General features: G+C 63.2%; 22 protein-coding genes. 12 read left to right on the top strand and 10 right to left on the bottom strand.

Annotated features, from left to right (window positions below; translation table 11 throughout):
* Nucleotides 1-17: 17 nt before the first annotated feature.
* From tauC to tauA, 3 genes are read right to left on the bottom strand one after another with little or no spacing between them, the layout of a single operon-like run.
* On the bottom strand, nucleotides 18-857 hold the full coding sequence (gene tauC / locus GYA95_RS19910; RefSeq protein ID WP_023660882.1) for a taurine ABC transporter permease TauC: 840 nt from the start codon (nucleotides 855-857) through the stop codon (nucleotides 18-20).
* Nucleotides 854-1642: a taurine ABC transporter ATP-binding subunit gene (tauB, locus tag GYA95_RS19915; protein WP_023660883.1), complete on the bottom strand. Its 789-nt coding sequence runs from the start codon at nucleotides 1640-1642 to the stop codon at nucleotides 854-856. The genes tauC and tauB overlap by 4 nt, the downstream gene beginning before the upstream one ends.
* Before the next feature lie 28 nt (nucleotides 1643-1670).
* Nucleotides 1671-2642, bottom strand: coding sequence for a taurine ABC transporter substrate-binding protein (gene tauA / locus GYA95_RS19920; protein WP_015268592.1), 972 nt, complete (start codon nucleotides 2640-2642; stop codon nucleotides 1671-1673).
* 508 nt (nucleotides 2643-3150) lie between these two features.
* Here tauA and GYA95_RS19925 point away from each other — a divergent pair.
* From GYA95_RS19925 to GYA95_RS19960, 8 genes are all read left to right on the top strand, one after another.
* Entirely contained in the window at nucleotides 3151-4485 is a 1335-nt protein-coding gene (locus GYA95_RS19925; RefSeq protein WP_015268593.1) for an OprD family porin, read from the top strand.
* Nucleotides 4486-4650: 165 nt separating this feature from the next.
* Nucleotides 4651-5289: a peroxiredoxin gene (locus GYA95_RS19930; protein WP_015268594.1), complete on the top strand. Its 639-nt coding sequence runs from the start codon at nucleotides 4651-4653 to the stop codon at nucleotides 5287-5289.
* Between the two features lie 227 nt (nucleotides 5290-5516).
* Entirely contained in the window at nucleotides 5517-6110 is a 594-nt protein-coding gene (ssuE, locus tag GYA95_RS19935) for an NADPH-dependent FMN reductase (protein WP_015268595.1), read from the top strand.
* An 84-nt stretch (nucleotides 6111-6194) separates the two neighbouring features.
* Nucleotides 6195-7160 (top strand): sulfonate ABC transporter substrate-binding protein, encoded by a 966-nt coding sequence (locus GYA95_RS19940; protein ID WP_015268596.1) that lies wholly within the window; start codon nucleotides 6195-6197, stop codon nucleotides 7158-7160.
* 58 nt (nucleotides 7161-7218) lie between these two features.
* On the top strand, nucleotides 7219-8367 hold the full coding sequence (gene ssuD, locus GYA95_RS19945) for an FMNH2-dependent alkanesulfonate monooxygenase (protein WP_015268597.1): 1149 nt from the start codon (nucleotides 7219-7221) through the stop codon (nucleotides 8365-8367).
* 10 nt (nucleotides 8368-8377) lie between these two features.
* On the top strand, nucleotides 8378-9175 hold the full coding sequence (ssuC, locus tag GYA95_RS19950; protein WP_015268598.1) for an aliphatic sulfonate ABC transporter permease SsuC: 798 nt from the start codon (nucleotides 8378-8380) through the stop codon (nucleotides 9173-9175).
* Nucleotides 9172-9984: an aliphatic sulfonates ABC transporter ATP-binding protein gene (gene ssuB, locus GYA95_RS19955; protein WP_013970450.1), complete on the top strand. Its 813-nt coding sequence runs from the start codon at nucleotides 9172-9174 to the stop codon at nucleotides 9982-9984. Before ssuC ends, ssuB begins: the two co-directional genes overlap by 4 nt.
* 44 nt (nucleotides 9985-10028) lie before the next feature.
* Nucleotides 10029-10244: a TOBE domain-containing protein gene (locus GYA95_RS19960; protein WP_003255829.1), complete on the top strand. Its 216-nt coding sequence runs from the start codon at nucleotides 10029-10031 to the stop codon at nucleotides 10242-10244.
* A 127-nt stretch (nucleotides 10245-10371) separates the two neighbouring features.
* On the opposite strand, the gene GYA95_RS19965 is transcribed toward GYA95_RS19960, so the two are convergent.
* The 4 genes from GYA95_RS19965 to GYA95_RS19980 form a co-directional block, all read right to left on the bottom strand.
* Entirely contained in the window at nucleotides 10372-10998 is a 627-nt protein-coding gene (locus tag GYA95_RS19965) for a TetR/AcrR family transcriptional regulator (RefSeq protein WP_015268599.1), read from the bottom strand.
* A complete protein-coding gene (gene gshA / locus GYA95_RS19970) occupies nucleotides 10998-12575 on the bottom strand; it encodes a glutamate--cysteine ligase (protein WP_015268600.1) in 1578 nt (525 codons plus the stop codon). Before gshA ends, GYA95_RS19965 begins: the two co-directional genes overlap by 1 nt.
* A 153-nt stretch (nucleotides 12576-12728) precedes the next feature.
* Nucleotides 12729-13112 (bottom strand): PaaI family thioesterase, encoded by a 384-nt coding sequence (locus tag GYA95_RS19975; RefSeq protein WP_003257433.1) that lies wholly within the window; start codon nucleotides 13110-13112, stop codon nucleotides 12729-12731.
* Nucleotides 13112-15436 (bottom strand): Tex family protein, encoded by a 2325-nt coding sequence (locus tag GYA95_RS19980; RefSeq protein WP_015268601.1) that lies wholly within the window; start codon nucleotides 15434-15436, stop codon nucleotides 13112-13114. Before GYA95_RS19980 ends, GYA95_RS19975 begins: the two co-directional genes overlap by 1 nt.
* A gap of 217 nt (nucleotides 15437-15653) precedes the next feature.
* Between GYA95_RS19980 and ompR the strand changes: the two genes are divergently transcribed.
* Entirely contained in the window at nucleotides 15654-16394 is a 741-nt protein-coding gene (gene ompR, locus GYA95_RS19985) for an osmolarity response regulator transcription factor OmpR (RefSeq protein WP_012270052.1), read from the top strand.
* Nucleotides 16395-16407: 13 nt separating this feature from the next.
* On the top strand, nucleotides 16408-17721 hold the full coding sequence (locus tag GYA95_RS19990; RefSeq protein ID WP_013970454.1) for an ATP-binding protein: 1314 nt from the start codon (nucleotides 16408-16410) through the stop codon (nucleotides 17719-17721).
* Nucleotides 17722-17835: 114 nt separating this feature from the next.
* Here the strand turns inward: GYA95_RS19990 and rimK are convergent, their stop codons facing one another.
* Nucleotides 17836-18741 carry a 30S ribosomal protein S6--L-glutamate ligase gene (rimK, locus tag GYA95_RS19995; protein WP_015268602.1) on the bottom strand — a complete coding sequence of 302 codons (906 nt, stop codon included), beginning with the start codon at nucleotides 18739-18741 and terminating at the stop codon, nucleotides 17836-17838.
* Nucleotides 18738-19220 (bottom strand): retropepsin-like aspartic endopeptidase RimB, encoded by a 483-nt coding sequence (rimB, locus tag GYA95_RS20000; RefSeq protein WP_003257436.1) that lies wholly within the window; start codon nucleotides 19218-19220, stop codon nucleotides 18738-18740. Before rimB ends, rimK begins: the two co-directional genes overlap by 4 nt.
* A gap of 109 nt (nucleotides 19221-19329) precedes the next feature.
* On the opposite strand from rimB, the gene GYA95_RS20005 reads away from it, so the two are divergent.
* Nucleotides 19330-19731, top strand: coding sequence for an RNA-binding S4 domain-containing protein (locus GYA95_RS20005; protein WP_013970457.1), 402 nt, complete (start codon nucleotides 19330-19332; stop codon nucleotides 19729-19731).
* 194 nt (nucleotides 19732-19925) lie between these two features.
* On the opposite strand, the gene GYA95_RS20010 is transcribed toward GYA95_RS20005, so the two are convergent.
* Entirely contained in the window at nucleotides 19926-20720 is a 795-nt protein-coding gene (locus GYA95_RS20010) for a phosphatase PAP2 family protein (protein ID WP_015268603.1), read from the bottom strand.
* 122 nt (nucleotides 20721-20842) lie between these two features.
* Here GYA95_RS20010 and hslO point away from each other — a divergent pair, with 122 nt between their 5' ends.
* Nucleotides 20843-21742: an Hsp33 family molecular chaperone HslO gene (gene hslO, locus GYA95_RS20015; RefSeq protein ID WP_015268604.1), complete on the top strand. Its 900-nt coding sequence runs from the start codon at nucleotides 20843-20845 to the stop codon at nucleotides 21740-21742.
* Nucleotides 21743-21827: the final 85 nt, after the last annotated feature.

Below are 21827 nucleotides of genomic sequence, written 5' to 3' on the forward strand. Positions count from 1 at the left end.
GGCGTGGTCAACAGGATTCAGTGGCTCTGCCCGTGCCAAGGCACCAGTTTGCGTTGCAGGGCACGCAGGCTCATTTCCAGTGCGAAGGCGATCAGGGCGATCAGCAAAATCCCCAGCACCACCACATCGGTGACCAGGAACTGCGCCGCCGACTGCACCATGAAGCCCAGGCCGCTGGTGGCGGCGATCAGCTCGGCAGCCACCAGGGTCGACCAGCCAACCCCCAGGCCAATGCGGATGCCGGTGAGGATGTCGGGCAGGGCGCTGGGCAGGATCACGTGGCGGATCAGCTGGGCCTTGGTCGCGCCCAGCGACTGCGCGGCACGCAGCTTGGCCGGGTCGACCGTGCGCACGCCGGTGGCAGTGGCAATGGCAATGGGGGCGAAGATTGCCAGGTAGATCAGCAGCACCTTGGACAGCTCGCCGATGCCGCACCAGATGACGATCAGCGGCAGGTAGGCCAGCGGCGGGATCGGCCGGTAGAACTCGATCAGCGGGTCGAGAATGCCTCGGGCCACGCGGTTGTAGCCGATGGCGATACCCACCGGGATGGCGGTGAGGGTGGCGGCAAGCAGGGCCACGCCGATGCGCCCCAGGCTGGCACCCAGATGCTGCCACAGGCTGGCATCCATATAGCCTTGGGTCAGCAGGGTCCCGGCCTTGGCCAGGATGTCGGCGGGCGAGGGCAGGAATAGCGGCTCGATCCAGCCGGCCGCGGTCACCAGCCACCAGGCCAACAGCAGGCTGGCCAGGGTCAGGGTGCTGATCCAGCGGGTGGGCAGGGGGCGGCGCAGCTTGGTGGCTGGCCGGGGTTGGGTGTTGCGCTTGCCGGTGACCGGCAGGTCCAGGCTGCTCATGCGCGCTCCTGCAGGCTTTGGCGTTGAGAGAACACCCGCGCAAGTACGTGCTCGCGGGTTTCGATAAAAGCCGGGTCGGACTTGATAGCCCGCGCCGATTCACCCGCTGCGTAGCGCTGGCCGAAGTCCAGTTGCAGGCGCTCCACCACGCGCCCCGGGTTGGGCGCCAGCAGTACCAGTTCACTGGCGAGGAACACGGCTTCTTCGATGTCGTGGGTAATCAGGAACACCGGCTTGGCGGTGCGTTGCCATACCTGCAGCAACAACTCCTGCATCTGCTCGCGGGTGAAGGCATCAAGTGCGCCGAACGGTTCGTCCATCAGCAACACCCGTGGATCGGCTGCCAACGCCCGGGCCAGGCCAACACGCTGCTTCTGGCCACCGGACAATTGCCAGATACGCCGTTCGCCAAAGCCGTCGAGGTCGACCAGGGCCAGCATTTCGCGTGCCTTGGCCTCACGCTCGGCGCGTGGCACGCCGGCCAGTTCCAGGCCGAATGCGACGTTGCCCAGCACGTTCTGCCAAGGCAGCAGCGCATCGTCCTGGAACACTACGCCGCGCTCGGCGCCGGGGCCCTGGACGGGCACGCCGTCCAGGGTGATGCGCCCGCCGCTGGGGGCGACGAAGCCTGCGATGAGGTTGAGCAGCGAGGTCTTGCCACTGCCGGAAGGGCCCAGGGCCACCAGCAGCTGGCGTGGCCCCAGGCTCAGGTTGATGTCGGCCAGTACCGGGGTTTCGGCACCGGGGTACTGTGCGCTGATGCGCTCCAGTTCGAGCAAGGCCATGGCAGGCTCCGGTCGGTTTTCTACAGGCTTAGTTGGGGAGGTACTGGGCGCTGACGTACGGGGAGTAGTCCGGCAGCACCGCGTCGACCTTGCCTTGCTGCTTGAGGAAGGTGGCCGTGTCGGTCAGCGCCTGGGTGGTCGGTGCGCCCAGTGCGTTGGCCTGGTCGGCGGCCAGCGGGTAGACGTTGCCCTGCAGCAGCACCGGGATGTCGGCAGGCTTGGCGCCAGACAGTTTGGCCAGCTTGCTCACGTTGTCGGGATTTGCCAGCCAGGCTTGCGGGTTCTTGCGGTAGTCGGCGTAGGCGTCGAGGGTGACCTTGGCGAAGGCCTTGACCACGTCGGGGTGCTTGGCGGCGAAGTCCTTGCGCACGATCCATGCGTCGAAGGTCGGTGCGCCTTTCTCGGCCAGCTCGCCGGAGGTGATCAGCACCTTGCCGTTTTCCTTGGCCACACCCAGGGCCGGGTCCCAGACGTAGGTGGCATCGATGTCGCCGCGCTTCCAGGCGGCAATGATTGCCGGTGGCGCCAGGTTGAGGATCTGCACCTTGGCCGGGTCGATGTTCCAGCTCTTCAGCGCGGCCAGCAGGCTGTAGTGGCCGGTGGAGACGAAAGGCACGGCGACTTTCTTGCCGACCAGGTCTTGCGGAGTCTTGATGCTGTCGCGGGCGACCAGTGCTTCACCGGCGCCAATCTGCGTGGCGATCAGGAAGGTCTCGACCGGCAGCTTGCGGGAGGCTGCGGCGGCCAGCGGGCTGGAGCCCAGGTAGCCGATCTGTACATCGCCGCTGGCTACGGCGGTGATCACGTCGGCGCCGTTATCGAATTTGCGCCAGTCGATGCTGGCCTTGCTGGCTTTTTCGTAATCGCCATCGACCTGCGCCACCTTGGCCGGGTCGACGGTGGTCTGGTAGGCCACGGTCAGGTCAGCAGCCTGGGCCGACCAGCTGGCGCTGGCGAGGGTCAGGGCGGCGAACAGGCGCAGCGGGGCGTGCGGGATCATGGTGAACCTCTCGTCAGGCAATCGGTGTGGTGGATGACGAGAAGGCTAATTGATCTAAGAAATGTAAAATAAATAACTTTTTTGCATTAGCTTAGGAGCCAATGGTTTGAGACGCGTTAACAGGGAAACGCTGTGATTTCGCTCAATGGTGAAATCCGAGAGTGCTGCTAGGCTTTTTCGTCCCGATAGAACGATACGGAATTAGGTTATGAGCAAACGTTTGCAAATAACTATTGGTTATGAAAAGAATGCTGCTTCTAACGAATAGCAGTAATAATTCCTAACATATTCCTTAAAAATCTTACCAATTCATAAAACGGTCATTTTGGATTTATAGGATTGTCATTATCCTGTAGCGCAGCTGGCGTCTTAGACCAAAGTCGCGAAACGTTTAGAAACGATTGACTTTACGGTCACGCTTTGGGACTAAATCGCCAATCCACGGTGAGCGGGGCAGCAGATCCCGCCACCAGAGATACACAAGAATTAGAACGTAGAGGAGCAAAACATGTACAAGTCCAGCCTGGCCCTGGCCGTGGCACTGGGGGTTCTCGCCCAACAAGCAGGCGCTGCCGGTTTCGTTGAAGACAGCAAGCTGTCGCTCAGCTCGCGCACCATGTACTTCAACGATGACAACCGCGAAAGCGGTATCGACCAGAAAGAAAGCGGTCAGGGCTTCAAGCTCGACTACCTGTCTGGTTTCACCGAAGGCACCGTAGGTTTTGGTGTCGACGTCCAGGCTTTGTGGGGCATTCACCTGGATGGTGGCCGTGGTAGCCGTCCAGATGCCAACAACACCTTCTTCCCAAGCGACTCCGATGGTTCGGCAGTTCACGACTGGGCACGCATTGGTGGTAACGCCAAGGCTCGCTTCTCCAAGACCGAGGTCCACTACGGTAGCGCCCTGGCGCCTATGCTGCCGATCCTGGTCTCCAACGACGGCCGTCTGCTGCCGCAGACCTTCGAGGGTGGCACCCTCCAGTCGAAGGAAATCGACAACCTGACCTTCAACGCAGGTCAACTGACCCACGCCATGGGTCGTGCTTCGAGCAACCGTACCGGTCTTTCCGTTTCTGGCGCCTTCCGCGACAGCAACAAGTTCCAGTTCGCCGGTGGTGACTACAAGCTCACTCCCGACCTGACCCTGCAGTACTACTACTCGAACCTGGAAGACTTCTACAAGCAGCACTTCCTGGGTGCTACCCACGTCTTCAAGATCGCCGACAACCAGTCGTTCAAGACCGACCTGCGCTACTTCGATAGCCGCAGCGACGGCAAGAATGGCGAGACCGGTTACGCCTTCGACAACAACGGTGGCTACGCGAAGAACGGGGGCGAGGTCGACAACAAGACCTGGAGCGCCATGTTCACCTACACCCTGGGTGGCCATGCGCTGATGCTCGGTCACCAGCAAGTGGGTGACGATGGTGGTTTCGTCTGGCTGAACCAAGGTAGCGTCCGCAAGGACGGCGCCACTTCCTCGCTGGAAGGCAATGGCGGCGCAAGCTTCTACCTGTTCACCGACAGCATGATCAACCAGTTCGCTCGTGCCGGTGAGAACACCACCTTCGGTCAGTACTCCTATGACTTCGCGTCCCTGGGCGTTCCAGGCCTGAAGGCTTCGGTGGCCTACCTGCGTGGTGACGACATCCGCAACAAGTCGGGCGACGGCAGCTACAACGAATGGGAACGTGACGCACGCGTCGACTACACCATTCAGCAAGGCTCCCTCAAAGGCCTGGGCTTCAGCCTGCGTCAGGGTGTTTACCGTGGTAGCGGCGAAAGCATCGGGGACAAAGACCAGACTCGCTTCATCGTGAACTACACTTACAACTTCCTGTAAGCCGTAGCTGAACAAGAAGCCTCGCCTAGTGCGAGGCTTTTTTGTGTCTGCAATTTCGTATGTTTTTTGGTTATAAACAAATCAGTATTTATTCTTTTTATTTTTAATCGAATGCAGGCACATTGAACCCACACGGTACAGAACCCAGCACAGGAGCCGCAGCCCATGAGCCTAAAACTCGGCGATATCGCCCCCGATTTCGAACAGGATTCCAGTGAAGGCAAGATCCGCTTCCACGAGTGGCTGGGCAACAGCTGGGGGGTGTTGTTCTCTCACCCAGCCGACTTCACCCCGGTGTGCACCACCGAGCTGGGCCTGACCGCCAAGCTGAAGGACGATTTCGCCAAACGCGGGGTCAAGGCCATCGCCCTGTCGGTGGACCCGGTCGATTCGCACCACCGCTGGATCGATGACATCAACGAAACCCAGAACACCGTGGTCAACTTCCCGATCATTGCCGACGCCGACCGCAAGGTGTCCGACCTGTACGACCTGATCCACCCGAATGCCAGCGACACCCTGACCGTGCGCTCGCTGTTCGTCATCGACCCGAACAAGAAGGTGCGCCTGACCATCACCTACCCGGCCAGTACCGGACGCAACTTCAACGAAATCTTGCGGGTGATCGACTCGCTGCAGCTGACCGACAACCACAAGGTCGCCACGCCAGGTAACTGGCAGGACGGTGACGACGTGGTAATCGTGCCCTCGCTGAAGGACGAGGAAGAGATCAGGCAGCGTTTCCCCAAAGGTTACCGGGCGGTCAAACCCTATCTGCGGCTGACTCCGCAGCCCAATCGTTAAAGGATTCCTCGTTGCATTGCTCTTAGCCAAAGCAGGGATATTCGGGCCGTTTCGACGGCCCTTTTTTATGCCTGCTGAAACTGCGGTGGCTTCTTCGCGGGTAAACCCCCGAAAGTGCCAAAACAGGATTTTGATAAAAATGGAATAAACAAATGAAAAAATATGATTTCTAGATATATGCGACGACTGCTAATGTCACCTCCAACAAAACACAAGGAAGCGCTGCAATGCTGGTCGTCTCAATCGGTGGTAGCCCAAGTACCCGTTCACGCTCCGGCGTGCTGCTGGAGCGTTCTCGCCAGTGGCTGCAGGACCGTGGCGTCGAGGTAGTGACGTTCCAGGTACGTGACTTTCCCGCCGAAGACCTGCTGCACGCTCGTTTCGACAGCCCGAAGGTGCAGCACTTCCAGCAGCTGGTCGCCCAGGCCGATGGCCTGATCGTCGCCACGCCGGTGTACAAGGCCTCGTTCGCCGGTGCCCTGAAAACCTTGCTCGACCTGCTGCCCGAACGCGCCCTGGCACACAAGATCGTGTTGCCGATCGCCACCGGCGGCAGCATCGCCCACATGCTGGCGGTGGATTACGCGCTGAAACCCGTGCTGTCGGCACTCAAGGCGCAAGAGACCCTGCAAGGGATCTTCGCCGACGACAGCCAGGTCGCCTACGCAGAAGGCTCCAGGCCCGCGCAGCTGGTAGCGGCGCTGGAAGAACGCCTGCAGGACGCGCTGGAAACCTTCCACGTTGCACTGGCCCGTCGGCCGCGCCCCGTGGCCCCCGGCGTATTGAACGAACGCCTGATCAGCGCTCGCTGGAGCATCTGACCGGCCCAACCCGCTTCACCACCTTACTCGCCCGACAACGAGGCAAGCAGGTGCAACCCGAACCCACTCGCACAGGAGAGCGCCATGCGCACAGTCTTCTTGCGTCGCGGTCTGGTCGCCCTGTTTGCGGCGGCTGTGTCCTTCGGCGCCATTACCCAAGCCCAGGCCGAGAGCCTGCGTATCGGTTACCAGAAATACGGCACCCTGGTGCTGCTCAAGGCCAAGGGCACGCTGGAAAAGCGCCTGGCCGAGCAGGGCGTGCAGGTGCAATGGACCGAGTTCCCCGGCGGCCCGCAGCTGCTTGAGGGGCTGAACGTAGGCTCCATCGACTTTGGCGTCACCGGTGAAACCCCGCCGGTGTTCGCCCAGGCCGCCGGTGCCGACCTGCTGTACGTCGCCTACGAGCCGCCAGCGCCGCACAGCGAGGCGATCCTGGTGCCGAAGGGCTCGCCGATCCAGTCGGTCAAAGACCTCAAGGGCAAGAAAGTCGCCCTCAACAAAGGCTCCAACGTTCACTACCTGCTGGTTCGCGCCCTGGAAGACGCAGGCCTGAAATACAGCGACATCCAGCCGGTGTACCTGCCCCCGGCCGACGCCCGCGCCGCCTTCGAACGCGGCAGCGTGGACGCCTGGGTGATCTGGGACCCGTACCAGGCTGCCGCCGAGAAACAGCTGCAGGCTCATACCCTGCGCGATGGCAAGGGCCTGGTCGACAACCATCAGTTCTACCTGGCCACCCGCAACTACGCGACCCAGCACCCGGCGGTGATCAACACCCTGATCGAAGAAGTGCGTGCCGTGGGTGGATGGTCCCAGGCCAACCCGCAGGAAGTGACCGACCAGGTCGCGCCGCTGCTCGGCCTGCCCGCCGATATCACCCTGACTTCGGTCAAGCGCCAAGGCTACGGTGCCGCGCCGCTCACCCCGGAAGTGGTGGCCGCGCAACAGAAGATCGCCGACACGTTCCAGGCACTGAAGCTGATTCCCAAGCCGCTGAGCATCAAGGACGTGATCTGGACACCCCCGGCCAAGGTCGCCAGTGCGCCTTGATTGATTCGCCTGCGCCGGGGCGCCGCCCTGGCTGAGCCCCCTTGAGGAGACAACTCCAATGAGCCTTAACATCTTCTGGTTCCTTCCTACCCACGGTGACGGCAAGTACCTGGGCACCTCCGATGGCGCGCGCGCCGTCGACCATGGCTACCTGCAGCAGATCGCCCAGGCGGCCGACCGGCTCGGCTTTGGTGGCGTGCTGATCCCTACCGGGCGCTCCTGCGAGGACTCCTGGCTGGTCGCGGCATCGCTGATCCCGGTGACCCAGCGGCTGAAGTTCCTGGTCGCCCTGCGCCCCGGGATCATTTCGCCGACCGTGGCGGCACGCCAGGCAGCAACCCTTGATCGCCTGTCCAACGGCCGCGCGCTGTTCAACCTGGTGACCGGTGGCGACCCGGACGAGTTGGCCGGTGACGGCCTGCACCTGAACCATCAGGAACGTTATGAAGCCTCGGTAGAGTTCACCCGTATCTGGCGCAAGGTGCTGGAAGGCGAGGTGGTCGACTACGACGGCAAGCACATCCAGGTGAAGGGCGCCAAGCTGCTCTACCCGCCGATCCAGCAACCACGCCCGCCACTGTATTTCGGTGGTTCCTCCGAAGCCGCACAGGACCTGGCCGCCGAGCAGGTCGAGCTGTACCTGACCTGGGGCGAGCCGCCGAGTGCGGTCGCTGAAAAAATCGCCCAGGTGCGTGAGAAAGTCGCTGCTCAGGGCCGCGAAGTGCGCTTCGGCATCCGCCTGCACGTGATCGTGCGGGAAACCAACGAAGAAGCCTGGGCCGCTGCCGACAAGCTCATCTCGCACCTGGACGACGACACCATCGCTCGTGCACAGGCCTCGCTGGCGCGCTTCGACTCGGTCGGCCAGCAACGCATGGCCGCCCTGCACAACGGCAACCGTGACAAGCTGGAGGTCAGCCCCAACCTGTGGGCAGGTGTCGGCCTGGTGCGTGGCGGTGCCGGTACCGCGCTGGTGGGGGATGGCCGGACCGTCGCGGCACGCGTCAAGGAATACGCCGAGCTGGGCATCGATACCTTCATCTTCTCCGGCTACCCGCACCTGGAAGAGTCGTACCGGGTGGCCGAGCTGCTGTTCCCGCACCTGGATGTGCAACGCCCGGAGCAAGCCAAGGCCGGCGGCTATGTGAGCCCGTTTGGCGAAATGGTGGCCAACGACATCCTGCCCAAGTCCGTTGCGCAGAGCTGAGGGCCAGGCCATGAGTCGTGCAACTTCCAACAACCTTGGCCAGCGCCTGGCGCCATGGGCGCTGCCGGTACTGCTGCTGGCTGCCTGGCAACTGGCGGTCAGCGCCGGCTGGCTGTCGACGCGCATCCTGCCCGCGCCCAGCGCCGTGGTCAGCGCCGGCGTCGAGCTGGTGCGCAGCGGCGAGATCTGGACCCACCTGGCCATCAGTGGCTGGCGTGCCGGGCTGGGCTTCGTCATCGGTGGCAGCATCGGCCTGGTGCTGGGCTTCATCACCGGCCTGTCGAACTGGGGCGAACGCCTGCTCGACAGCTCGGTGCAGATGATCCGCAACGTGCCGCACCTGGCGCTGATCCCGCTGGTGATCCTGTGGTTCGGTATCGACGAGTCGGCAAAGATCTTCCTGGTGGCGCTGGGCACGCTGTTCCCGATCTACCTGAACACCTATCACGGCATCCGCAACGTCGACCCGGCGCTGGTGGAAATGGCGCGCAGCTATGGCTTGTCCGGCTTCAGCCTGTTCCGCCAGGTGATCCTGCCCGGGGCATTGCCTTCGATCCTGGTAGGCGTGCGCTTTGCCCTGGGCTTCATGTGGCTGACCCTGATCGTTGCCGAAACCATTTCGGCCAATGCCGGCATCGGTTACCTGGCGATGAACGCCCGTGAGTTCCTGCAGACCGACGTGGTAGTGCTGGCCATCGTCCTGTATGCCGTGCTCGGCAAGCTTGCCGACCTCGCAGCCCGGGGCCTGGAGCGTGTTTGGCTGCGCTGGCACCCGGCCTATCAAGTGGCCAGGAGGGAGGGCGCATGACCGTACTCAAGGAACAGCCGCCACGCCTGCTGCGTGGCATCCCGCTGGCTTCCAGCGGCCTGCGCAAGACCTTTGGCCAGCGCGAAGTGCTGAAGGGGATCGAGCTGCATATTCCTGCCGGCCAGTTCGTCGCGATCGTCGGCCGTAGTGGCTGCGGCAAGAGCACCTTGCTGCGCCTGCTGGCCGGTCTCGACCAGCCCACTGCAGGCCAGTTGCTGGCCGGTGCCGCGCCGCTGGAACAGGCCCGCGAAGAAACCCGCCTGATGTTCCAGGACGCGCGCCTGCTGCCATGGAAGAAGGTGATCGACAACGTTGGCCTGGGCCTGTCTGGCGACTGGCGCCCGCGTGCGCTGGAAGCGTTGGAGTCCGTTGGCCTGGCCGATCGCGCCAATGAATGGCCGGCGGCTCTGTCGGGTGGCCAGAAGCAGCGTGTGGCCCTGGCCCGGGCGCTGATTCACCAGCCGCGCCTGCTGCTGCTGGACGAGCCGCTCGGTGCACTGGATGCATTGACCCGTATCGAGATGCAGCAACTGATCGAACGCCTGTGGCGTCAGCACGGCTTCACCGTGTTGCTGGTTACCCACGATGTCAGCGAGGCAGTCGCCGTGGCTGACCGGGTGATCCTGATCGAGGACGGCGAAGTCGGGCTCGACCTCACTGTCGACCTGGCACGGCCTCGGGCGCGTGGTTCGCACCGCCTGGCCGCGCTGGAAAGCGAAGTGCTCAACCGTGTTCTGTCGGCCCCGGGCGCTGCGCCCGAGCCGGATCCTGTAGCCCCTTTGCCCACGCAACTGCGTTGGGCGCACTGACTGACTCACTTACCAGACTGAAGCCATAGAGAAGGAATCAAATCATGACCATCAAAGCCATCAACGTTCGCAACCAGTTCAAAGGCACCGTGAAGGAAATCCTGGAAGGTCCGGTACTGTCGGAAATCGACGTGCAGACTGCCTCGGGCATCGTCACTTCGGTCATCACCACCCGCTCCGTGCGTGAGCTGGAGCTGCAGGTGGGCAGTGAAGTGATTGCCTTCGTGAAATCGACTGAAGTGTCCATCGCCAAGCTGTGATGGGTGTTGGCCATGGGGCTGCTTTGCAGCCCAATCGCCGGCAAGCCAGCTCCCATAGGTGCCCACAAGCTTCAGGCCTTGTGCTGTACCTGTGGGAGCTGGCTTGCCGGCGATGAGGCCATCAAATTTAACGCTTGGCCAGAAATGGCGGCAGATACAACCCCAGATACGCCTCGAACACTCGCTTGCCTTCCTCGGCCATGCGCGGGGTGATCGCCTCATGCAGCTGCACCGACCGCGCATACACCCGGTCACTCAATTCCATGGCCAGGGCAAACACGTCCACATCCACCGGCATCTCGGGCAGATGAAAATGCTGGTCGAACAACTTGTGCATCAAGTCGCCCAGTTCCATGTCGTGCTGCCGGTCGGCCTGCACCACTTCGCTCAGGCCATGCTGGGCCAGGATCAGCTGCCGCGCCGCCGCGTCCTCGTTATAGATATTCAGCATCCGCTGCTCGATCAGCCGTGACAGCTCGTGCCAGGTGTTGAACGCACTGCTGTCGATCGGCGCGCTCAGCGCTTCCCGAAAGGCCCGGTGCACATCGGCCGTCAACGCCTCCAGCAGCGCCGGCACGCTGGCGAAGAAGTGGTACACCGACGACGGTGGTATCTGTGCGCGCTCGGCCACGCTGTAGATCGACAGGCTCGCCACCCCCAGCTCGGCCAGCAACTCGCGTGCAGCAGCCAGGATCGCCTCGATCCTGGCCTGGCTGCTGGCGCGCGGCTTGCGCGGGGTGGCAGTGCGGGTCATCAGTTGCTGATCGCCAGGATGCTGGCCTGGTAGGCGCCGACGAACAGGTCGAAGTCGCCGACTTCCTGCTGTTCCAGGCGCGACTGCTCGGCCAGCGAGTCGCGGGCGAGGGTTTCGAAGGCCTGCTGGCGTTCGACCGGCAGTGGCTGCTCGCGGAAGGTTTCGGCGTGAATACGACTCTGGCGCAGGGCGAACTTGACGAAGCTTTCGTTATGCTCGGTCATGCGCGCCAGCACTTGGGCCGACGGGGTCAGCGAGGCGTCGTCGACCTTGGCCTGCTGGGCATCCAGGGCATTGCCGTGCTCTGCACCGCCTTGCGCCTGGTCGAGCAGATCGGCCAGTGGCCGGATTCGCTCGATCAGCTCGCTGGCCCAGGTCTTCAGGCCGATCGGCTGGCCATTGCGGCGCAGTTCCAGGCCCGGGCGTCGGCCTTCCTTGACCACTGTCAGGAAGTTGTTGGTGCACTGGCCGCATTCGCCGTTGTCCAGTTGCGGGCTGTCTTCCAGCGCGCAGAACAGCAGGAACGCGTCGAGGAAGCGCGCCTCGGTCAGGTCGATGCCCACCGGCAGGAACGGGTTGATGTCCAGGCAACGCACTTCCACGTACTGCACGCCGCGCGAGGTCAGGGCCTGGATCGGCCGCTCGCCGGTGTAGGTGACGCGCTTGGGGCGAATGTTCGAGTAGTACTCGTTTTCGATCTGCAGGATGTTGGTGTTCAGCTGTACCCACTCGCCATCCACGTGCGTGCCGACTTCGACGTAAGGCGGGTAGGGCGTGCCCACCGCCTTGCGCAGGCTGTCGGTGTAGCTGGCCAGGTTGTTGTAGCACGGCGTGAGGCCGGCCTGGGCGTTGCTCTGGTAGCCAAGGTCGCTCATGCGCAGGCTGGTGGCGTAGGGCAGGTACAGGGTTTCGGCGTCCAGCTCTTCGAGCTGGTGCGGGCGGCCACGCAGGAAGCCTTTGTCCAGGGCCGGCGAGGCGCCGAACAGGTACATCAGCAGCCAGCTGTAGCGGCGGAAATTACGGATCAGCGCGATATAGGCCGACGACTGGTAGTCGCGGTCGCTCTCGCTGCCGCCTTCTGCGGCGCGCAGCAACGGCCACAGCGCTTCGGGCAGCGAGAAGTTGTAATGGATACCGGCGATGCACTGCATGGTGCGGCCGTAGCGCAGGGCCAGGCCCTTGCGGTAGACATGCTTGAGCTTACCGATGTTCGAGCTGCCGTACTCGGCGATCGGGATGTCCTCCTCGGCTGGCAGCGTGCAGGGCATCGACGGGCTCCACAGATATTCGTCGCCCAGCTTGCTGTAGACGAAACGGTGGGTCTCTTCGAGGCTTTCCAGCACCTTGGCCGGGTCGGGAAGGGCCGGGGTGATGAACTCCAGCAGCGACTCGGAATAATCGGTGGTGATCTGCTCGTTGGTCAGCGCCGATCCCAGGGCTTGCGGATGCGGGGTCTGGGCCAGGCGACCTTCGTCGGTCACGCGCAGACATTCGCGCTCAATACCGTGCAGGCACTGCTTGAGCAGGGGAAGATTGGCGCCGAGCAGGCTCAGGCGGCGGTTGAGGAGGTCGCTCAAGATGTATTCCTTCACGCGTCAGTCGCCCCAATATGGGGGTAGAGATAACGGTCTACAAGGGTAGGAAGAAAGGAACTGGCGTTGTCGCCTGGTTAACGCGGATCCAGCAGTGCCAGCGCACTGCTGAAAATACCGCAGATAATGCTTGGTGAGCTAGAGAACCGCGAAGGTTCCTTGCGCTTTCGCCACCAGCTTGTCGCCCTGAACTACGTCGGCGTCGACCACCAGGGTACGCCGCCCGGCGTGCAGCACGCGGGCGGTGCACAGCACCTCGCCGTCACTGACGGCGCGCATGTAGTTGATCTTGCACTCGATGGTGACGCTTTGCTGGTCAAAACCATGGCTGGCCGAGCAGGCCAGGCCCATGGCGATGTCCACCAGGCTGAAGATCGCCCCGCCGTGCAGCTTCTGGCCACGGTTGCGCAAGTGTGGCTCGAGCGCCAGGGCTACCTCGGCAACACCTGTCTCCAGGCGTTGCAGGCGGCAGCCGAGGAGCTGGCTGAAGGCGCTTTCGACGTATTCGCGTGGAACGTCCATCACTTCTTCTTCAGCTGCTTGGCGTTGGCGAACAGGGCTGCCATGGCGTTGTTGGCCGGTGCTGCGGTGGCGGTTTCGCGCTGGCGCGGCGCCTGCTGCTGGCGGTTGCCGCCATTGCCACGGTTACCGCCGCGGTTGCCATCGACCTTCTCGCCAGGGGTGTCGCTCATGCGCATGGACAGGCCGACACGCTTGCGCGGGATGTCCACTTCCATGACCTTGACCTTGACCACGTCGCCGGCCTTGACCGCTTCACGCGGGTCCTTGATGAACTTCTCGGACAGCGCCGAAATGTGCACCAGGCCGTCCTGGTGCACGCCGATGTCGACGAAGGCACCGAAGTTGGTGACGTTGGTCACCACGCCTTCGAGGATCATGCCCGGTTCCAGGTCCTTGAGGTCTTCGACGCCGTCCTGGAAGGTGGCGGTCTTGAACTCGGGGCGTGGGTCGCGGCCAGGCTTGTCCAGTTCTTGCAGGATGTCGGTGACGGTCGGCAGGCCGAAGGTTTCATCGGTAAATTTCTTCGGGTCCAGGCGCTTGAGGAAGCTGCTGTCACCGATCAGCGAGCGGATGTCACGGCCGGTATCGGCGGCAATCCGTTGCACCAGCGGGTAGGCCTCGGGGTGCACCGCGGAGGCATCCAGCGGGTTGTCGCCGTTCATCACACGCAGGAAGCCGGCGGCTTGTTCGAAGGTTTTCTCACCCAGGCGGCTGACCTTTTTCAGTGCCGCGCGAGTGGCGAACGGGCCGTTGGCATCGCGATGGGCGACGATGTTCTGCGCCAGGGTAGCGTTAAGGCCGGAGATGCGCGTCAGCAGGGCCACCGAGGCGGTGTTGACGTCCACGCCCACGGCGTTCACGCAGTCCTCGACCACGGCGTCCAGGCCGCGCGCCAGTTTCAGTTGAGACACGTCATGCTGGTACTGGCCGACACCGATGGATTTCGGGTCGATCTTCACCAGCTCGGCCAGCGGGTCCTGCAGGCGGCGGGCAATCGACACGGCGCCACGGATCGACACGTCCAGGTCCGGGAATTCGCGGGCGGCCAGTTCCGATGCGGAGTACACCGAAGCGCCGGCCTCGGAAACCATGATCTTGGTGATCTTCAGCGCTGGGTACTTCTTGACCAGCTCCGCCACCAGCTTGTCGCTTTCGCGGCTGGCGGTGCCGTTACCGATGGCGATCAGCTCCACCGAGTGCTTGGCGCATAGTGCAGCCATGATCGAAATGGTGCGGTCCCAGTCGTTCTTCGGCGCGTGCGGGTAGACCGTGGTGTGGTCCAGCAACTTGCCTGTGGCATCGACCACGGCGATCTTGCAGCCGGTACGCAGGCCCGGGTCGAAGCCCAGGGTGGCGCGCGGGCCGGCCGGGGCGGCCAGCAGCAGGTCGTGCAGGTTGTGGGCGAACACATTGATCGCCTCGCCTTCGGCGTTGTCGCGCAGCTCGCCGAACAGGTCGGTTTCCAGGTGGGTGTAGAGCTTGACCTTCCAGGTCCAGCGCACCACTTCGCCCAGCCACTTGTCGGCCGGGCGGTTGCGGTTCTCGATGCCGACGTGGTTGCCGATCATCAGTTCGCACGGGTGCAGGGTGCCGGGCAGTTCTTCGCCGACTTTCAGCGAGGCGCTCAGCACGCCTTCGTTACGCCCGCGGAAAATTGCCAGGGCGCGGTGCGACGGCGCGTTGCGCAGCAGTTCGTCATGGGCGAAGTAGTCACGGAACTTGGCGCCTTCCTCTTCCTTGCCAGGCACGACGCGGGCGCTGAGCACCGACTCCTGCTTGAGGAAGCTGCGCAGCTTGTCGAGCAGGGCGGCGTCTTCGGCGAAGCGCTCCATGAGGATGTACTTGGCGCCTTCCAGCGCGGCCTTGACGTCGGCCACGCCCTTGTCGGCGTTGACGAAGCGTGCGGCTTCGCTTTCCGGGGCAAGGTCTGGGTTGTTGAACAGGCCGTCGGCCAGCTCGCCGAGGCCGGCTTCCAGGGCGATCTGGCCCTTGGTGCGGCGCTTCTGCTTGTACGGCAGGTACAGGTCTTCGAGGCGGGTCTTGGTATCGGCCAGCTTGATCTCGCGGGCCAGTTCCGGGGTCAGCTTGCCCTGCTCCTCGATGCTGGCCAGGATGCTGGCACGGCGCTCGTCGAGTTCGCGCAGGTAGCGCAGGCGCTCTTCCAGATGGCGCAGCTGGGTGTCGTCCAGGCTACCGGTCACTTCCTTGCGGTAGCGGGCGATGAAGGGCACGGTCGAGCCTTCGTCCAACAGGCCCACGGCCGCCTCGACCTGCTGGGGGCGTACGCCCAGTTCCTCGGCGATACGGCTGTTGATGCTGTCCATGTAAACCACCTGACATTTGTGAATACGGGGGTCGCCTGTGGGCCTGTCGCCCGGCGGCGCTGGATGAAAGCCGCGCATTATACCCATCGCAAACGGCTTGCGGTGATGGCGCCCGGCCAGCCGGAACTGGCGCCGGGGGAAAAATCTGCTAACAATGCTCACGCAACGTGCAGCAATGGCTACGCCATAATGCGCGGCGATATCAGAGGAGTTATTCATGACCGGCACGCCAAACACCGCTGAAGGTGACAAGATTCTCATCGTCGACGACGACCCGGGGCTGAGCAGCCTGCTGGAACGTTTCTTCACCAGCAAGGGCTACCGTGCCCGCGCGGTGCCCAACACCGAGCAGATGGACCGCCTGCTGCAGCGTGAGGTGTTCAACCTGGTGGTTCTCGACCTGATGCTGCCCGGCGAGGATGGCCTGTCGGCGTGCAAGCGCCTGCGCCAGCAGAACAACCAGATCCCGATCATCATGCTCACCGCCAAGGGCGACGAGCTCAGCCGTATCAAGGGCCTGGAGCTGGGCGCTGACGACTATCTGGGCAAGCCGTTCAACCCCGACGAGCTGATGGCCCGGGTCAAGGCCGTGCTGCGCCGCCAGGCACCGAGCGTGCCGGGTGCGCCGGGTAGCGAAGACGAGTCGGTCACCTTCGGCGACTACGAGCTGTCGCTGGCCACCCGCGAACTCAAGCGTGGCGACGAAGTGCACATGCTCACTACCGGCGAGTTCGCCGTGCTCAAGGCGCTGGTGATGCACGCGCGCGAGCCGCTGACCCGCGACAAGCTGATGAACCTGGCGCGTGGCCGTGAATGGGATGCGCTGGAACGCTCCATCGACGTGCAGATCTCGCGTCTGCGCCGCATGATCGAGCCGGACCCGTCCAAGCCGCGTTATATCCAGACCGTGTGGGGCGTGGGCTACGTGTTCGTGCCGGACGGAAACGCCGGTAAATGATGCCGCGCCGTCGATGAAAACACCGCTCTGGTTTCCGCAAAGTTTCTTCGCCCGCACCCTGTGGCTGGTGTTGATCGTCGTCTTGTTCTCCAAGGCCTTGACCCTGGTCTACCTGCTGATGAACGAGGACGTGCTGGTCGACCGTCAGTACAGCCACGGTGTTGCGCTGACCCTGCGCGCCTATTGGGCAGCCGACGAAGAAAACCGCGACAAGATCGCCGAAGCGGCAGGCCTTATCCGGGTCACCGGCTCGGGCGTGCCCGAGGGTGAGCAGCACTGGCCCTACAGCGAAATCTACCAACGGCAGATGCAGGCCGAGTTGGGCGAAGACACCGAGGTACGGTTGCGCATTCATGCACCGCCGGCGTTGTGGGTCAATGCGCCAAGCCTGGGGCCGGGCTGGTTGAAGGTACCGCTGTACCCGCACCCGCTGCGTGGGCAGAAGATCTGGAACGTGCTGGGTTGGTTCCTGGCCATCGGCCTGTTGTCCACAGCTTCGGCCTGGATCTTCGTGCGCCAGCTGAACCAGCCGCTCAAGCGCCTGGTGTTCGCCGCCCGGCAACTGGGCCAGGGGCGCAGCGTGCGCCTGCCGATCAGCGATACGCCCAGCGAGATGACCGAGGTGTACAAGGCCTTCAACCAGATGGCTGAGGATGTCGAGCAGGCCGGGCGCGAGCGCGAGCTGATGCTGGCCGGAGTTTCCCACGACCTGCGCACACCGCTGACGCGCCTGCGCCTGTCGTTGTCGTTGCTGGACAGCGACAGCGAACTGAGTGACGACATGGTCCGCGATATCGAGGACATGGACGCGATCCTCGACCAGTTCCTGGCCTTTATCCGCGATGGGCGTGACGAGCCGGTTGAGGAGGTCGACCTGGCTGACCTGGTGCGCGAAGTGGTGGCGCCGTACAACCAGCCGGAGGAACGGGTGCGGTTGTGCCTGGAGCCGATCCCACCGTTCCCGCTGCGCCGGGTTTCGCTCAAGCGCATGCTGGGCAACCTGATCGGCAACGCCCTGCACCACGCCGGCAAAGGGGTCGAGGTGGCCGCCTATGTGTCGGGCGACGAGAGTGCGCCGTATGTGGTGCTGAGCGTACTGGACCGCGGGACGGGGATCGACGAGTCGGAGCTGGAGACCATCTTCAACCCGTTCATTCGTGGTGACCGGGCCCGGGGGGGCAAGGGCACCGGGCTGGGGCTGGCGATCGTCAAGCGGATCGCGGCGCAGCATGGCGGGAATGTGGAGTTGCGCAATCGGTCCGGGGGTGGGATCGAGGCGCGGGTACGGTTGCCTTTGGGGCTGTTGCTGCCGCGTAATGCCGTGTGATTGCCGGGGCCGCTTTGCGGCCCTTTCGCGACACAAGGCCGCTCCTACAGGGGGCGAGATCCCTTGTAGCAGCAGCCTTGTGCTGCGAATGGGCTGCGCAGCAGCCCCAAAATCTCAGCCCTTACCCTTGGTCCGAGTCTGATTAGGCCCGCCATTCTTCTCCAGATGCTCGATGATCATGCCGGCCACGTTCTTGCCGGTGGTCACTTCGATGCCTTCCAGCCCCGGCGACGAGTTCACCTCCATCACCAGCGGCCCGTGGTTGGAGCGCAGGATATCCACACCCGCCACACTCAAGCCCATCACCTTGGCCGCGCGAATGGCGGTCATGCGTTCTTCCGGGGTGATCTTGATCAGGCTGGCCACCCCACCGCGGTGCAGGTTGGAGCGGAATTCCCCCGGCTTGGCCTGGCGCTTCATCGACGCGATGACCTTGTCGCCGACCACGAAGCAGCGGATATCCGCGCCACCCGCTTCCTTGATGTATTCCTGCACCATGATGTTCTGCTTCAACCCCATGAACGCCTCGATCACCGATTCGGCGGCCTTGGTGGTTTCGCACAGCACCACGCCGATGCCCTGTGTACCTTCCAGCACCTTGATCACCAGCGGGGCGCCGTTGACCATCTGGATCAGGTCGGGGATGTCGTCCGGCGAGTGGGCGAAACCGGTAATCGGCAGGCCGATGCCGCGCCGCGACAGCAATTGCAGTGAACGCAGCTTGTCGCGGGAGCGGGCTATCGCTACCGACTCGTTGAGCGGATATACACCCATCATCTCGAACTGGCGCAGCACTGCGCAGCCATAGAAGGTCACCGATGCACCGATGCGCGGGATCACCGCATCGAAGCCTTCCAGCGGCTTGCCGCGGTAGTGGATCTGCGGTTTGTGGCTGGCAATGTTCATGTAGGCCCGCAGGGTGTCGATCACCACCATTTCGTGGCCCCGCTGGGTACCGGCTTCGACCAGGCGGCGGGTGGAATACAGACGCGGATTGCGCGACAGCACAGCGATCTTCATGCAGCACCTGTGGCAGTAGAAAGGGTGGCCGGGAAGGCCGGTTTGTCTTGTACGTATTTGAGGCCAGGGTTGACCACCAGCTGACCATGGATCAGGGCCTTGGAACCCAGCAACAGGCGATAACGCATGTTCTTGCGGCAGGCCAGGGTGAACTCCACTTCCCACACACCGTCGCCCAGGGCCAGTGACGTGCGGATGACATAGCGGGTCTGGGCCTGGCCGTTGGAGCTCTTGATGGTTTTCATGGTCACCAGCGGTGCCTCGCAGCGGCGGTGGCGCAACTGCACCACCGAGCCAAGATGTGCGGTAAAGCGGACCCAGGGCTGGCCGTCGCGCTCGAACGGTTCCACTTCGGTGGCGTGCAGGCTGGAGGTGCTGGCACCGGTGTCGATCTTGGCGCGCAGCCCGGCCACTCCAAGGTCGGGCAGGGCGACCCACTCGCGCAGGCCGATCACAGTCAAATGGTCAAATGTCTTCACGAAACGCACCCTGCGGATGAGGTGGTGAACTGTAAGCACGGCGGGGATTTTTTGCATCCGATCGTTACGGTAGTACAGTTCGATGAAACACAGCGTTCGAGGTAACGGGATGGCACAAAAAGCCGAAGACGACGACAAGGTCCGCCTGGACAAATGGCTGTGGGCGGCACGCTTCTACAAGACTCGCGCGCTGGCCAAGGCTGCGATCGAGAGCGGCAAGGTGCATTGCCGGGGTGAGCGCTGCAAGCCGGGCAAGGAGCCGCGGGTGGGTGACGAGTTCGTGCTGCGCACCGGATTCGACGAGCGCACCGTGGTGGTGAAGGCTCTGTCGGTGGTGCGGCGTGGGGCGCCAGAGGCGCAGACGTTGTACGAAGAGACCGAGGACAGCGTGCGCCGGCGTGAACAGGCGGCGGAACTGCGCAAGGCCGGGGCGATGGGCGTGACCACCGATGGGCGGCCGACCAAGAAGCAGCGGCGGCAGATTCACCAGTTGCATGGGAGCTTCGAATAGCCGGGGCCGTTTTGCGGCCCATCGCCGGCAAGCCAGCTCCCACAGGTACTGCGCAAGCCCTGAAACTTGTGCAATCCCTGTGGGAGCTGGCTTGCCGGCGATGAGGCCACGGCAGCCAGCACAAGGCCTGAGGCCTGCGCCCCCCTGTAGGAGCGGCCTTGTGCCGCGATGGGCTACGCAGTAGCCCCAAGGATCTAGCGGGTCACCGCCAAGCGCCCGACCAACGGTAACTTGGCCGCTATCGCGAACAACGGCGCCGTCCAGCGCAGCAGCACTGCACTCCCCTTGGCCGCCAGCGGCGTATAGCAGCTCCAGCCCAACGCCAGCACCGCCATCAGCAGCCCGCCGATGTAGTCATCCTGCCCCCAGTGGGCACCGGCCACCAGGCGCGGCAACATGAACAATACCGCCAGCCCCCAGACCACCAGGTACTGCACCAGGCGGCGGCTGAACACGCTCATGAACAGCGCCCAGACCAGCAGTACCGAGGCATGATCCCCCGGGAAACTCTTGCTGGAACGGTCCTTGAGCTCCCAGGCCGCCTCCAGGTTCGGATAGTAGTCGCTGAGGTGCACCACCTCGTCGAACATCATCGACGGGCTCTTGTGCTGCCAGCCGGCTGCATCCACCCACTTGGAAAACAGCGCGCGAATCACCACTAAGAGGATTAGCGTGACCAGGAAGCCGAAAAAGGCCTGGCGCACCTGGGTTGCCTTGAACACCCAGTCACCACGGATAAGCACTGCCAGAAGGATCAGGCCGACGACGATGTCGAATGGGCGCAGGCTACCGACGGTCCAGATGTAGCGCCAGGTGGTGTTGTCGGCCAGCGGCGCATTCAGGCTGTGGAACAGCCACTCGTCGAAAGTCAGGCACAAGATCTGGCCAATGGGCCATAACCAGAAACACAGTAGAGCGATAGGAAGCAGCGTACAGGCTGCCAATGGCCCCCAGGACCACCTTGCTTGGAACAGTGGTCGATTGTCCATAAAATACCTCTATTGCAAACAGGAATCGGAGCGCCTTGTGAGCGCTCTGTCACGGGGTTCTCGCATGTTTTCCGACAACCCTTGTAACCATTTTGTCATCATTTTTCAGATAGCCAAAACCTATGAGCGACTTGCCTGATACCGATTTCACCCAACGTTTCATCTTCGACGAGCGCGATGTGCGCGGCGAGTGGGTGTCTCTCGATGACAGCTACGCCGCGGTGCTGGCGCGTCATGAGTACCCGCAGCCGGTGCAGGCACTGCTGGGCGAGCTGATGGCCGCCACCGCCTTGCTGGTGGGGGCGCTGAAGTTCGACGGCCTGCTGATTCTGCAGGCGCGTTCCGCAGGGCCGATCCCGCTGTTGATGGTCGAATGTTCGGGTGACCGGGACATCCGTGGCATGGCCCGTTACGAAGCGGACCAGATCCCGGCGGATGCTACCCTGTCGCAGCTGATGCCCGACGGCCACCTGACCCTGACCATCGATCCCGTCAAGGGCCAGCGCTACCAGGGCACCGTCGACCTCGACGGCGCCACCCTGTCGGAGTGCTTCACCAACTACTTCGTCCAGTCGCAACAGCTCAACACGCGCTTCTGGCTCAACGCCGAAGGCGGCAAGGCCCGTGGTCTGCTGCTGCAGCAACTGCCGCGCGATCGCCAGCCGGACGATGAAGAGCGTGAAGAAAGCTGGCAGCACGTTGTGGCATTGGCCACCACGCTCAAGGCCGATGAGTGGGCGCTGGACAACGAAACCCTGCTGCACCGCCTGTACCACGAAGATGCCGTGCGCCTGTTCGATATCCAGCCGTTGCGCTTCAACTGCAGCTGCTCTCGCGAACGTTCCGGCAATGCGCTGGTCAGTTTGGGCGAGCACGATGCCAAGGCGCTGGTGGAAGAATGCGGCGGGCAGGTGGAGATCGATTGCCAGTTCTGCAACGAGCGCTATTTCTTCGACGCCAGCGATGTGGCGCAACTGTTTGCCGGTGGCGGCACTGACGTAGCCTCAGAAACTCGTCACTGAAACGTTTAACTACAGGACAATCTCCTGTCGAATTGCGCAAAAGCGCAGTTCTGACAGGAGGGGCCTACTTTTTTTGGGCGTTTCT

The organism is Pseudomonas asiatica (assembly GCF_009932335.1).
Lineage (GTDB): Bacteria > Pseudomonadota > Gammaproteobacteria > Pseudomonadales > Pseudomonadaceae > Aquipseudomonas > Aquipseudomonas asiatica.